Here is a 12,397-nt window from a genome sequence, read left to right as displayed (position 1 = left end):
CACATGTGGTACTTCTCCTGGCTGCTGGGCCTGCCGCTGGCCGCGGCCTTCGCGGTGCTCAACGCGATGTGGTACGAATTGATGGACGATGAGGCCCAGCGCCGCGACAAGCTGGCCCGGCCCGCGCCGGGCGAGGCGGGGCAGCAGGAAGCGCTCTGAGGGCGCTGCGGGGTCAGGGCTTGGGCGGCGGGGGCGGCTTGCGCCCGCGCACCGCGCCGGCCAGCCGGTCCTTGACGCCCAGCACCCGCGTGACGGCCGCGCCCATGCCCATGAGTTGCAGCGCCGTCTCGGGCGCCAGGCGCTGCACGTCGTCGAACCACTTCATCAGCCGGTCGATCAGGTCGTGCATCTCGCGCATGCGCTGCTGGGCGTGGCGCTCGGCGTCGGTGGCGGGCGTCTCCAGCAGCGCGGTGCGCAGCATCGACAGCGTCGGCTCGATCTCGCGGCGGCGGCGCTCCTCGGCCAGGATGCGGAAGATCTCCCAGACATCCTGCGGCGCCTCGAAGTACTCGCGCCGGTCGCCGCTCAGGTGGCGCAAGCGCACCAGGCGCCACGATTGCAGCTCCTTGAGCCCCATGCTCACGTTGGAGCGCGAGAAGGCCAGCGCCTCGGCGATCTCGTCGGCGTTCATGGGGTTCTGCGCCACGTACAGCAGCGCATAGATCTGCCCCACCGTGCGGTTGATGCCCCAGCGGCTGCCCATCTCGCCGAAATGGGCGATGAACTGGCGGCTGAGCTCGGGCAGGTCGTCTGTGCGCATTCCTGAAATTGTATGGTTTTCAGGAATTTCTGAAACTCCTCGCCGGCGTGCGGGAGATGCGCAGACGGCGCGGCTCAGAGCCGCTTCTGGATCTTCACGCGGATCGCCACCACGGCCAGGCCACGGTTGCTGAGCGCCTGCTGCAGCAGCGGCGCCAGGTGCCGCAGCTTGGCGGCAGCCGCACTGTTGTCCACCAGCAGGCACCAGCCGTTCTCGTCGATCGGCCCCGGCCGGATGGCGGCGCGCATGGGGGGCGGGATCAACTGCTGCACGGCGGCCAGGCGCTCGGCCGATTCGCGCACCAAGGCCGACAGCCGGGCCAGTGGCCCGGAATCGGCAACGGCCTGTTGCAGGGTGAACGAGCGGCGTGGGGCATGCATGGCCGGGGGATTATCGGGGTCGCCAGCGCCGCAGGACGCCCGGCATAAAATCGCCGGTTTGGCATGCGCCAGGCCCTGGGCCAGCTGCGCACCTGCCGCCACTTCCGGATTCCACCGACACCAAGGGATTTCGGTCGCCATGCCACCGCGCCATGCCGGGCGGAGCGAGGCGATCTCGTATTCATGAACATCAATTTCCTGACCAAGATTTTCGGCAGCCGCAACGAACGGCTGCTGAAGCAATACCGCAAGTCGGTGCAGGCGATCAATGCGCTGGAATCCCAGTTGGAGACGCTCTCCGACGACGCGCTGCGCGCCAAGACCCAGGAGTTCAAGGACCGCGTGGCCGGTGGCGCGACGCTGGATTCGCTGCTGGTGGAGGCCTTCGCGGTCGTGCGCGAGGGCTCCAAGCGCATCATGAAGATGCGCCACTTCGACGTGCAGTTGCTGGGCGGCATGGCCCTGCACATGGGCAAGATCTCGGAAATGCGCACGGGCGAGGGCAAGACGCTGACGGCCACGCTGCCGGTCTACCTCAATGCGCTGTCGGGCAAGGGCGTGCACGTGGTCACGGTCAACGACTACCTGGCCAACCGCGACGCCCAGTGGATGGGCCGGCTCTACAACTTCCTCGGCCTCACGGTCGGCATCAACCTGCCGCAGATGTCGCGCGAGGAGAAGCAGGCCGCCTACGCCGCCGACATCACCTACGGCACCAACAACGAATACGGCTTCGACTACCTGCGCGACAACATGGTCTACGAGGTGCGCGACCGTGTGCAGCGTGGCCTGAACTACGCCATCGTCGACGAGGTGGACTCCATCCTGATCGACGAGGCACGCACGCCGCTGATCATCAGCGGCCAGGCCGAGGACCACACCCAGCTGTACCTGGCCATCCACAAGGCTGTGCCCACGCTGACGCGCCAGGAGGGCGAGGCCGATCCGCGCACCGGCGAGGGCGTGACCAAGCCGGGCGACTTCACGGTGGACGAGAAGTCGCACCAGGTGTTCCTGACCGAGCAGGGCCACGAGAACGCCGAGCGCATCCTGTCCAGCCTGGGTCTGATCCCCGAGGGGGCCTCGCTGTACGACCCGGCCAACATCACGCTGATGCACCACCTGAACGCAGCGCTCAGGGCCCAGCACATCTACCACCGCGACCAGCATTACGTGGTGCAGGACGGCGAGGTCGTGATCGTGGACGAGTTCACCGGCCGCCTGATGAGCGGGCGGCGCTGGAGCGATGGCCTGCACCAGGCCGTGGAGGCCAAGGAAGGCGTGGCGATCCAGCCCGAGAACCAGACCATGGCCTCGATCACCTTCCAGAACTACTTCCGGCTGTACGCGAAGCTGGCCGGCATGACCGGCACGGCCGACACGGAAGCCTTCGAGTTCCAGTCGATCTATGGCCTGGAAACCACGCTGATCCCGCCGAACCGCGTCAACCGGCGTGAAGACCAGCTCGATCGCGTCTACAAGACCACGAAGGAAAAGTACGACGCGGCGATTGCCGACATCCGCGAGTGTTACGAACGTGGCCAGCCGGTGCTGGTGGGCACGACCTCGATCGAGAACTCCGAGATCATCGACCAGCTGCTGATCCAGGCCAAGTTGCCGCACCAGGTGCTCAACGCCAAGCAGCACGCGCGTGAGGCCGACATCGTGGCCCAGGCCGGCCGGGCCAAGATGATCACCATCGCGACCAACATGGCCGGCCGCGGCACCGACATCGTGCTGGGCGGCAACCTGGAGAAGGCCATTGAGGCGGTGCACGCGGCCAATCCGGGCCTGGACGCCGCGGCGCTGCAGGCCGAGGAGGCCAAGGTGCGCGCGCAATGGGAGAAGGACCATGAGCAGGTCAAGGCCCTGGGCGGCCTGCGCATCATCGCGACCGAGCGCCACGAGTCGCGCCGCATCGACAACCAGCTGCGTGGCCGTTCGGGCCGCCAGGGCGATCCGGGCTCCTCGCGCTTCTACCTGAGCCTGGACGACCCGCTGATGCGCATCTTCGCGGGCGACCGCGTCAAGGCCATCATGGACCGGCTGAAGATGCCCGAGGGCGAGGCCATCGAGGCCGGCATCGTCACGCGCAGCATCGAGAGCGCGCAGCGCAAGGTCGAGGCGCGCAACTTCGACATGCGCAAGCAGCTGCTGGAGTACGACGACGTCGCCAACGACCAGCGCAAGGTCATCTACACCCAGCGCAACGAGATCCTGGACGCAGCCGACCTGACCGAGCAGATCAAGGGCTTGCGCCACGGTTGCTTCACCGACCTGGTGCGCGAGTATGTGCCGGCCGAATCGGTCGAGGAGCAGTGGAACCTGCCGGGCCTGGAGAAGACCCTGGCGGACGACTGGCAGCTGCAGGTGCCGCTGCAGGCCGCCGTCGAGGCGGCCAGCGACATCACCGACGAGGACATCGTCGAGAAGGTCATCGCCGCTGCTGACGAAGCCTTTGCCGCCAAGGTGGCGCTGGTCGGTGGCGAGCAGTTCACGCAGTTCGAGCGCATGGTGCTGCTGCAGAGCATGGACCAGCACTGGCGCGAGCACCTCTCGTCGCTGGACTACCTGCGCCAGGGCATCCACCTGCGCGGCTATGCGCAGAAGCAGCCCAAGCAGGAATACAAGCGCGAGGCCTTCGAACTGTTCGGTCAGATGCTGGACGCGGTGAAGAACAACGTCACCAAGCTGCTCATGACGGTGCGCATCCAGTCCAGCGAAGAGGCCGGCCAGGCTGCGCAGGACCTGGAGCAGCGCAGCGAGAACCTGGGCAACGTGACCTACACCGCGCCCACCGAGACCGGCGAGGTCGAGACGCGCAGCGAAGGCCAGGCGGCCGGCGGCAACGCACTGGCCTTCGATGGCCAGCGCGTGGGCCGCAACGACCCCTGCCCTTGCGGCAGCGGCAAGAAGTTCAAGCAGTGTCACGGGAAGCTGGCATAAGACGCCGATCCAAGGAATCCCCATGCCCGTTCATCTTTCTCCCCCGAATCCCGCAGAACTGCATGCCGTCGCTGGCGTGCGCATCGGCGTCGCCGAAGCCGGCGTGCGCAAGGCCAACCGCAAGGACCTGACGGTCGTTCTGCTCGACGAAGGTGCGGCCGTGGCCGGCGTCTTCACGCAGAACCGCTTCTGTGCTGCACCGGTGCAGATCTGCCGCAAGCACCTGGAGGCCGGCCACGGCATCCGCGCGATCCTCGTGAACACCGGCAATGCCAACGCAGGCACGGGCGATGACGGCCTGGCCCGTGCGCAGGCCACCTGCGTGGCGCTGGCGCAGCAGCTGGACGTGGCGCCCGAGCAGATCCTGCCGTTCTCCACCGGCGTGATCATGGAGCCGCTGCCCAGCGAGCGCATCATCGCGGGCCTGCCGGCCGCGCTGGCCGATGCCAAGGCGGACCATTGGGCGCGCGCCGCCGAAGGCATCATGACCACGGACACCGTGCCCAAGGCGTTCAGCACGCAGGTCACTCTCTCGGGCGTGCCCGTGGCCATTACCGGCATCAGCAAGGGCGCCGGCATGATCCGGCCGAACATGGCGACCATGCTGGGCTACCTGGCGACCGACGCGAAGATCGCGCCGGCGCTGATGCAGCAGCTGGCCAAGGACCTCGCCGACGCCTCGTTCAACCGCGTGACCATCGATGGCGACACCTCGACCAACGACTCCTTCGTCGTGATCGCGACGCAGAAGGCCGCGCACCCGGTCGTCGAGTCCTGGGACACGGCCGACGGCCGCGCACTGCGCGCCGGCCTGCTCGAAGTCGCGCAGAAGCTGGCCCAGGCCATCGTGCGCGACGGCGAGGGCGCGACCAAGTTCATCACCATCCGCGTCGAAGGCGGCAAGACGGCCGAGGAATGCCGGCTGGCGGCCTACGCCATCGCGCACTCGCCGCTGGTCAAGACGGCGTTTTTCGCGAGCGACCCGAACCTGGGCCGCATTCTTGCGGCCGTTGGCTATGCCGGTATCCATGACCTGGACCAGACGAAGATCGAACTGCATCTGGACGACGTGCACGTGGTCACGCGCGGCGGCCGCCGGGCCGAGTACCGCGAGGAGGACGGCCAGCGCGTGATGAAGCAGAGCGAGATCACGATCCGCGTGGGCCTGGGCCGCGGCGAGGCCGTCGACACGGTCTGGACCTGCGACCTCAGCCACGACTACGTGAGCATCAACGCCGACTACCGGTCTTGACCCACCCCCAGTCTCCGCGCTGCGCGCGCCGCCAACCCCCTTGCAGGGCGCGCCGCCAGCGGCCTGGCAGAGCCAGTTCCGCGGCGGCTCTGGCCTGGGTGGCGTCGAGGCGCATGTCGTGCCATGGACAGTCCCTATGAACGAACAATTTGAACGCATGCTCGCGCGGGCCGAGCAGCTCATGGCGCGCATCGAGCGCGTGCTGCCGGCACCGTTGTCTGAACCCGACTGGAATGCTTCCATCGCCTTCCGCTACCGCAAGCGCAGCTCCGGCCACGCGCTGCTGGAGCCGGTGCGGCATGTGGGCGCGATGCGCCTTTCGGATCTGCAGGAGATCGACGGCCAGAAGGAAAAGATCCAGCGCAACACGCTGCAGTTCGTCGAAGGCAAGCCTGCCAACAACGTGCTGCTGACGGGCGCGCGTGGCACGGGCAAGTCCTCGCTGATCCGCGGCTGTTTGCATGAGTACGCGCCGCGCGGCCTGCGTTTGATCGAGGTCGACAAGGCCGACCTCGTGGACCTGCCCGACATCGTCGAGGTCGTGGCCCAGCGGCCCGAGAAGTTCATCATCTTCGCCGACGACCTCAGCTTCGAGGACGGCGAGCCCGGCTACAAGGCGCTCAAGTCCATCCTGGACGGGTCGGTGGCCGCGTCGACGCCCAACGTGCTGATCTATGCGACCAGCAACCGCCGCCACCTGCTGCCCGAGTACATGAAGGAAAACCTCACGTACAAGCACACGGACGACGGCGAGCTGCACCCGGGCGAGGTGGTCGAGGAGAAGATCTCGCTGTCCGAGCGCTTCGGGCTGTGGGTCAGCTTCTACCCGTTCAGCCAGGACGAGTACCTCGTCATCGTGGCCCAGTGGCTGCGTTCCTTCGGCGTGCCGGATGCGGCTGTCGAGGCGGCCAGGCCCGAGGCCCTGGTCTGGGCGCTCGAGCGGGCATCGCGCAGTGGCCGTGTGGCCTACCAGTTCGCGCGCGACTACGCGGGCCGGCACGGCGCAGCATGAGCAAGACCTTGGTGGCGGACGGTGACCGCCCACGCGAGGGCGGGCCGGACCGTCAGGCTATCGATGTGGCCGTGGGCGTGCTGCTCGATGCCGACGGCCAGTTCCTGCTGACCTCGCGTCCCGAGGGCAAGGTCTACGCGGGCTACTGGGAGTTCCCGGGCGGCAAGCTCGAAGCCGGCGAGACCGTGGAGCAGGCCCTGCGCCGCGAACTGCACGAGGAGATCGGCATCGTGATCGCCGCTGCGGAGCCCTGGCGCGTGGAACTCGTGGACTACCCGCACGCACTGGTGCGGCTCAACTTCTGCAAGGTGCGCGCATGGACCGGCCAACTGGAGATGCGCGAAGGCCAGCGCTTCGCCTGGGCCAGCCTGCCGGTGGCGCAGTCGCCCGTACTGCCTGGCGCACTGCCGGTGCTCGATTGGCTGGCTGCCGAGCGCGGCTTCAAGGGCGCGACCTGCGCCTGAGGTCTTACTGAAGCCGGGGGTCGCCGAACGGCTGGTCGTCCGGCGGCGTGGGGTCGGGCACAGCGAAGCTCTCGCTGGCCCAGGCGCCGAAGTCCAGGTTCTTGCAGCGCTCGCTGCAGAACGGGCGGAACGCATTGCCCGGCCCATACAGGCTCTTGCCCTTGCAGGTCGGGCACGTCACCCAGCGTGCCGAAGGATCGCTGGCCATGTCAGGCGCAGAGCGCGACTTCGAAGGCGGCATCGTCGCTGGCCTGGTGCAACTTGGCATCCTCGCCCAGGCGCATGAGCCGCACCGAGACCATGAGCCGGTTGCCGCTGATCTCGGGCACCAGGCCGAGCGTTGGGTCGATGCGCAGGCGCATGAGGTTGTAGGTCCGGCCTTGCGGCAGGTTCTGCTGGAACTGGCCCGCCAGCGCCATCACCTTCTGCGGCGCGCCGGAGTCGCGCAGCATCTTGAGCAGGTGCTGGATCGATTCGGCCAGCGGCGCCAGCGTGGTGCTCCACCCGGCGATGGCCTGGCGGCGCACGTCCGCGCTCTCGTGCTGCCAGGCGTAGTAGGCCGGTAGATCGAAGCCGCAGGTGCCGCCCGGAATGCTCACACGGCTGCGCAGGCTCATGAGCCAGTCGTTCTCGGTCAGCGGCTGGCCGGCCTTGCCGGGCTGCTCGTGCAGGGCCGTGAAGCATTGCTCCAGCTGCCCGATCACGTCTTCCAGCACGCGCTGGTCGATGGCGGGGTTCTCGCGGTAGCCCGCAAGCTGGCTCTTGTGGCGCTCCAGGTCCTTGAGCACGTCGGACTTGAGGTCGGCGCGGGCCGCCACGTCCATGATCTCGAACAGCGTGACGAGCGCGAAATGGTGGTCCACCGGGTGCTCGCGCGGCATCAGCTCGACCAGGCGGCGAAACAGGTGCTCCAGGCGCAGGTACGTGCGGACGCGTTCGTTGAAGGGGTACTCGTAAAGGATCACGCTCTGGACTTCCGTTCGCGGCCGATCATAGCCCGAAGGCCTCAGCGAACCGATGGACGGCATTCCGCAACGCGTCCAGGGAAATGCCGTCGTTGTAAATGACGGTGTCGGCTGCGGCCAGCCGCTCTGCGCGGGAAGCCTGCGCGGCCATGATGGCGCGCACGGCCTCTTCGGTGAGGCCGCTGCGGGCCATCACGCGCGCGACCTGGGTTTCGGGCCGGCAGTCGACCACGAGCACGGCATCGAGCAGGGCACGCCAGCGGCCGGATTCGACCAGCAGCGGGATGTCGTAGACCACGCAGCCGTGGCCGGCCGCGCGCGCGGCCTCCAGCTGCTGGCGGCCCAGCTCGCCCACGAGCGGGTGCACGATGGCTTCGAGCCGGCGCTTGGCGGCCGGATCGCGGAACGCGAGCTCGCGCATGCGGGCGCGGTCGAGCGCGCCATCGGCTGTGATCAGTGCGTCACCGAACTGCGCGCGAATGGCCCCGATGGCGACACCGCCCGGCGCCGTGACGCTGCGGGCGTTGGCGTCGGCGTCGATCAATGCGGCGCCCCGTTCGACCAGCATGGCCGAGACCGTGCTCTTGCCGCTGCCGATGCCGCCCGTGAGTCCCAGGGTCTTCATCTCGGCCCTCAGCCCCAGGGAAAGGCGAACGGTGCGAGGTGGCGCACCTGGTCCGGTCCCAGCACCAGGCACAGCAGGCCAGCGCCGGCCAGGAACGGGCCGAACGCGATGGGCACGTCCTTGTGCGCGAGCCGGCCGCGCAGCAGCAAGGCACCGCCCAGCAGCGCGCCGACGATGGACGACAGCAGCAGGATCGCCAGCAGGTGGTCGGCGCCAAGCCAGGCTCCCAGCGCCGCGAGCAGCTTGAAATCGCCGTAACCCATGCCCTCCTTGCCCGTGAGCAGGCGGTAGGCATGGAAGAAGGCCCACAGCACGAGGTAGCCGGCCGCTGCGCCCCAGACGGCCGCGGACAGCGGCACCGTCCAGCCGAGCGCGCTGGCCAGCAGGCCGGACCAGAGCAGCAGATAGTTGAGTTGGTCGGGCAGCAGCTGCGTGTCCAGGTCGATCAGGAATTGGCACAGCAGCAGGGCGGCGAACAGCGCCCAGGCTGCGGCCACCGGGCCAAGACCCCAGCGCCAGGCGCACAGCGCGAACAGCGCGCCGGTCGCGAGTTCGACCAGCGGGTAGCGCCAGCCGATGCGCGCGCTGCAGGCCGAGCAGGCACCGCGCAGCGCGAGCCAGCTCAGCACGGGCAGGTTCTCGTACCAGCGGATCTGGTGGCCGCAGGCGCGGCAGCGTGAGCGCGGCTGCACGAGGTCCAGCGGCGCCAGGGCGTCGAGTGCCTTGCCGGCCGCCTCGGCGCTGGCGTACAGATGCGGGGGCGGGGCGGCCTTGCTGCCGAACACCAGGTCCCACAGCGAGGTGGGGACGCCCATCTGCGGGTCGGCTGCCATCAGGTTGTCGGAAGACTCGCGCAGCCAGCCGCGGTACATCATCGCAGGCACGCGGTAGACCACCACGTTCAGGAAGCTGCCGATGAGCAATCCCAGGACGCCGCCGAGCGCGGCGTCCAGCCAGGCAGTACCGGGCATCAGACGACTTGACCGAGCTTGAAGATCGGCAGGTACATCGCGATCACGATGCCACCGATCAGCCCGCCCAGGAACACGATGATGATGGGCTCCATGAGGCTGGACAGGCCGGCCACCATGTCGTCGACCTCTTCCTCGTAGAAGTCGGCCGCCTTGCCGAGCATGTGGTCGATGGAACCGGATTCCTCGCCGATGGCGCACATCTGCAGCACCATGCTGGGGAACACCTTGGCATTGGTCATGGCGGCTGTCAGGCTGGTGCCGACCGAGACTTCCTGCTGGATCTTCTCGGTGGCCACGGCATAGACCGAGTTGCCGGAGGCGCCGCCGACCGAGTCCAGCGCTTCCACCAGCGGCACGCCGGCGGCGAACATGGTGGCCAGCGTGCGCGTCCAGCGCGCGATGCACGACTTCTCGATCAGCACGCCGAACACGGGCGCCTTGAGCAGCAGGCGGTCCATCACCTGCTGCACACGCTCGTTGCGTCTCCAGGCCTGCATGAAGAAGTACAGGCCGCCGCCGATGCCGCCGAAGATCAGCCACCAGTACGAAACGAAGAACTCGCTGATGGCGATCACGAGCAGCGTGGGCGCCGGCAGGTCTGCCCCAAAGGAGCTGAACACTTCCTTGAACGCCGGGATCACGAAGATCATGATGACGGAGACCACGACGAATGCCACCACGACCACCGAGATCGGGTACATCAGCGCCGACTTGATCTTGGACTTGATGGCCTCGGTCTTCTCCATGTAGGTGGCCAGCCGGTCCAGCAGCGCCTCCAGGATGCCGGCGGCTTCGCCGGCTTCGACGAGGTTGCAGTACAGGCTGTCGAATTGCAGCGGGAACTTGCGGAAGGCCGCGCTCAGCGAGCTGCCGGTTTCCACGTCCATGCGCACGTCGTTGAGCAGCTTGGTCACGCTGGCGTTGGCATTGCCGCGGCCCACGATGTCGAAGGCCTGCAGCAGCGGCACGCCGGCCTTCATCATGGTGGCCAACTGGCGCGTGAAGATGGCGATGTCCTTGGGCTTGATCGACTTGCCGCCCCGCATGCGGCGCTTCTTGATCTTGGTCGGGAACACGCCCTGGCGCCGCAGCGAGGCCTGCACCTGGTTCTCGCCGGCGGCGCGGGTCTCGCCGCGCACTTGCTTGCCATTGCGGTCCTTGCCCTCCCACTCGAAGACAAACTCCTTGACGTCCCTGGAAACTGCGGTGGCCATAGATTCTCTCGGCGGTGGACGTGCTTACTCGTTGCTGACGGCCAGCACTTCCTCGAGCGAGGTGATGCCTTGCTTGACTTTGTGCAGCCCCGACTGCCGCAGCGATCGGACGCCCTCGCGCTTGGCCTGCCGATCGATGTCCAGCGCGCTGCCATCGGCCAGGATGATTTGCTGGATCTCCTCGCTGATCGGCATGACCTGGTAGATGCCGACACGGCCCTTGTAGCCGTTGTTGCACTGGTTGCAGCCGACCGGGTGGTAGGGCTTCCAGCTGCCGTCCAGGTCCTTTTCTTCGAAGCCGGATTGCAACAGCGTCTCGCGCGGCACCTCGATGGGCTGCTTGCAGTTGTTGCACAGTCGGCGTGCCAGCCGCTGGGCCGTGATCAGGATCACGCTGGAGGCGATGTTGAACGGCGCAATGCCCATGTTGCGCATGCGCGTGAGCGTGGTGGGCGCGTCGTTGGTGTGCAGCGTGGACAGCACCAGGTGGCCGGTCTGCGCCGCCTTGATCGCGATGTCGGCGGTTTCCAGGTCGCGGATTTCGCCGACCATGATGATGTCCGGGTCCTGCCGCAGGAAGGACTTCAGCGCGGCGGCGAAGGTCAGGCCCGCCTTTTCGTTGACGTTGACCTGGTTGACGCCCGGCAGGTTGATTTCCGAGGGGTCTTCGGCCGTGGCGATGTTGACGCCGGGCTTGTTCAGCAGGTTCAGGCAGGTGTACAGCGACACGGTCTTGCCCGAGCCGGTCGGCCCGGTGACCAGGATCATGCCGTAGGGACGGCCGATGGCGTGCATCAGCCGCGCCTTCTCCTCGGGGTCGTAGCCCAGGGCATCGATGCCCAGCTTGGCGCTGCTCGGGTCCAGGATCCGGATCACGATCTTCTCGCCGAACAAGGTGGGCAGCGTGCTGACGCGGAAGTCGATCACGCGCTCCGGACCGATCTTGAGCTTCATGCGGCCGTCCTGCGGCACGCGCTTCTCCGAGATGTCCAGCCGCGAGATGACCTTGATGCGCGAGGCCAGCTTGTCCTTGATGGCCACCGGCGGCGCGGCGATCTCGCGCAGCTCGCCGTCGATGCGAAAACGCACACGGTAGTTGTGCTCGTAGGGTTCGAAGTGCAGGTCGGACGCGCGCATGCCGAAGGCATCGAGCAGCATCTTGTGCAGGAACTTGACGACCGGGGCGTCCTCCACCTCGGACTGCGCCGCCGTGTCGGTGGTCTCGGTCGCGGCGGCCACGCTCGCCTCGTCAAACTCGAAGTCCCCGCCGACCAGGCTCTGCATCGTCGTGTCGACGCGGCCCACGCCGGACTCCAGCATGCGCGAGAGCTTGTCGTACTCGGCGATGACCCAGTCCACCACCAGTTGGGTGGCGAACTTGATCTTCTCGGCCGCTTCCTGGTCGGACGGGTCGGCCGTGGCCACGGCCAGGCGGTTGCCGCGCTTGGACAGCGGCACCACCCGGTACGCGTGGCAAATCTTCGCGTCCAGCAGATCCTTGGGCAGACGCTGCGGATCCAGCGCATCCAGATCGAGCACCGGCGCGCCGAAGGCCGACGACATGGTGTGGGCCAGGTCGAACGGCGACACGGCACCCGATCCGGTCAGCTCGGCGATGAAGCTGGTGCGGCCGCTTTGCGCCTTGCGGTACAGGTCTTCGGCCGCCTTTTGCCCCAGTTTCCCTGCGGCGATCAAGGCCCTGCCAAGCCCGGGCAGGGCCACACCGGGAGCGTTCTTTGCCGTGTCGACTGCAGCCATAGCCTCAAAATGTAGCAAAAGCCCGGTGGTCCAGACGCATCTTCGTC

The 12,397-nt window shown here is 67.6% G+C and carries 13 protein-coding genes; 5 read left to right on the top strand and 8 right to left on the bottom strand.

Features of this window, described 5'->3' with window-relative positions; all coding sequences use genetic code 11:
* Window positions 1-3 precede the first annotated feature (3 nt).
* Window positions 4-159: a cytochrome bd-I oxidase subunit CydX gene (cydX, locus tag ACSQ4M_RS34245; RefSeq protein WP_436193801.1), complete on the top strand. Its 156-nt coding sequence runs from the start codon at window positions 4-6 to the stop codon at window positions 157-159.
* Window positions 160-172: 13 nt separating this feature from the next.
* Here cydX and ACSQ4M_RS34240 read toward each other — a convergent pair whose 3' ends face one another.
* Both ACSQ4M_RS34240 and ACSQ4M_RS34235 read right to left on the bottom strand, forming a co-directional pair.
* Window positions 173-760, bottom strand: a complete 588-nt coding sequence (locus tag ACSQ4M_RS34240; RefSeq protein ID WP_436193800.1) for a GbsR/MarR family transcriptional regulator — start codon at window positions 758-760, stop codon at window positions 173-175.
* A 74-nt stretch (window positions 761-834) separates the two neighbouring features.
* Window positions 835-1,140: a hypothetical protein gene (locus tag ACSQ4M_RS34235; RefSeq protein WP_436193799.1), complete on the bottom strand. Its 306-nt coding sequence runs from the start codon at window positions 1,138-1,140 to the stop codon at window positions 835-837.
* A 183-nt stretch (window positions 1,141-1,323) separates the two neighbouring features.
* Here ACSQ4M_RS34235 and secA point away from each other — a divergent pair, with 183 nt between their 5' ends.
* From secA to ACSQ4M_RS34215, 4 genes are all read left to right on the top strand, one after another.
* Window positions 1,324-4,086: a preprotein translocase subunit SecA gene (gene secA / locus ACSQ4M_RS34230; RefSeq protein WP_436193798.1), complete on the top strand. Its 2,763-nt coding sequence runs from the start codon at window positions 1,324-1,326 to the stop codon at window positions 4,084-4,086.
* A 22-nt stretch (window positions 4,087-4,108) separates the two neighbouring features.
* On the top strand, window positions 4,109-5,338 hold the full coding sequence (gene argJ, locus ACSQ4M_RS34225) for a bifunctional glutamate N-acetyltransferase/amino-acid acetyltransferase ArgJ (protein WP_436193797.1): 1,230 nt from the start codon (window positions 4,109-4,111) through the stop codon (window positions 5,336-5,338).
* A 136-nt stretch (window positions 5,339-5,474) separates the two neighbouring features.
* Window positions 5,475-6,350: an ATP-binding protein gene (locus ACSQ4M_RS34220; RefSeq protein ID WP_436193796.1), complete on the top strand. Its 876-nt coding sequence runs from the start codon at window positions 5,475-5,477 to the stop codon at window positions 6,348-6,350.
* Window positions 6,347-6,814 (top strand): NUDIX domain-containing protein, encoded by a 468-nt coding sequence (locus tag ACSQ4M_RS34215; RefSeq protein WP_436193795.1) that lies wholly within the window; start codon window positions 6,347-6,349, stop codon window positions 6,812-6,814. The genes ACSQ4M_RS34220 and ACSQ4M_RS34215 overlap by 4 nt, the downstream gene beginning before the upstream one ends.
* Before the next feature lie 4 nt (window positions 6,815-6,818).
* On the opposite strand, the gene ACSQ4M_RS34210 is transcribed toward ACSQ4M_RS34215, so the two are convergent.
* The 6 genes from ACSQ4M_RS34210 to pilB are packed head-to-tail and all read right to left on the bottom strand — an operon-like array spanning window position 6,819 to window position 12,350.
* A complete protein-coding gene (locus ACSQ4M_RS34210) occupies window positions 6,819-7,022 on the bottom strand; it encodes a DNA gyrase inhibitor YacG (protein ID WP_114466620.1) in 204 nt (67 codons plus the stop codon).
* A gap of 1 nt (window position 7,023) precedes the next feature.
* Window positions 7,024-7,779, bottom strand: a complete 756-nt coding sequence (gene zapD / locus ACSQ4M_RS34205) for a cell division protein ZapD (RefSeq protein WP_436193794.1) — start codon at window positions 7,777-7,779, stop codon at window positions 7,024-7,026.
* Window positions 7,780-7,804: 25 nt separating this feature from the next.
* Window positions 7,805-8,404: a dephospho-CoA kinase gene (gene coaE, locus ACSQ4M_RS34200; RefSeq protein ID WP_436193793.1), complete on the bottom strand. Its 600-nt coding sequence runs from the start codon at window positions 8,402-8,404 to the stop codon at window positions 7,805-7,807.
* A gap of 8 nt (window positions 8,405-8,412) precedes the next feature.
* Window positions 8,413-9,375: a prepilin peptidase gene (locus ACSQ4M_RS34195; protein ID WP_436193792.1), complete on the bottom strand. Its 963-nt coding sequence runs from the start codon at window positions 9,373-9,375 to the stop codon at window positions 8,413-8,415.
* Window positions 9,375-10,592, bottom strand: coding sequence for a type II secretion system F family protein (locus tag ACSQ4M_RS34190; RefSeq protein ID WP_436193791.1), 1,218 nt, complete (start codon window positions 10,590-10,592; stop codon window positions 9,375-9,377). The genes ACSQ4M_RS34195 and ACSQ4M_RS34190 overlap by 1 nt, the downstream gene beginning before the upstream one ends.
* Window positions 10,593-10,616: 24 nt before the next feature.
* Window positions 10,617-12,350 carry a type IV-A pilus assembly ATPase PilB gene (pilB, locus tag ACSQ4M_RS34185; protein WP_436193790.1) on the bottom strand — a complete coding sequence of 578 codons (1,734 nt, stop codon included), beginning with the start codon at window positions 12,348-12,350 and terminating at the stop codon, window positions 10,617-10,619.
* Window positions 12,351-12,397 lie beyond the last annotated feature (47 nt).

This window comes from Pseudorhodoferax sp. LjRoot39, from assembly GCF_964253035.1.
GTDB lineage: Bacteria > Pseudomonadota > Gammaproteobacteria > Burkholderiales > Burkholderiaceae_C > Pseudorhodoferax.
The sequence above is the reverse complement of the archived record's forward strand: the minus strand, read 5'-3'. Positions and strand labels throughout refer to the sequence as shown.